The following is a 399-nucleotide window of genomic DNA, read 5'->3' as shown; positions in this document are numbered from 1 at the left end:
CCCGAGCGTCCGGGCCGAGGAGGAGACCGCCAACGCCCTGTCGGCCGAGGAGGTCGCCGCGGGCTGGATCCAGCTCTTCGACGGCGAGACGACCTTCGGCTGGACGGTCAGGGCGGAGAACCCGGCCGAGGCGGTTGCGGTGGTCGACGGGGCCCTGGTCATCCGGGGGCCGGCCGTGGTGCGGACGACCACCGAGTTCGGCCCGAGCACGATCCGATTCGCCAGCCGATACGCGGGGGCGGGCGATGCGCTGATGGCCTTGATCCGGCCCGACACAAAGCCCGCCGCGCTCTTGGTCCTCGGCTCGGATGGCCCGACCGCGCCGGCCCTCTATGGCGAATATCCACGTAATTGACGACGAATCAAGCGTCTGCTGGGCAATTGAAAAGCTTGGTACCA

1 pseudogene is annotated in these 399 nt (G+C 69.2%); it reads left to right on the top strand.

Going from position 1 to position 399, the window contains the following annotated elements:
• Positions 1-355: pseudogene (locus AB1L30_RS00645) on the top strand (hypothetical protein); the annotation flags it as partial.
• Positions 356-399 lie beyond the last annotated feature (44 nt).

This window comes from Bremerella sp. JC817, assembly GCF_040718835.1.
In the GTDB taxonomy this organism is placed as follows: Bacteria; Planctomycetota; Planctomycetia; order Pirellulales; family Pirellulaceae; genus Bremerella.
This window is presented reverse-complemented; position numbering and strand designations above follow the sequence as displayed.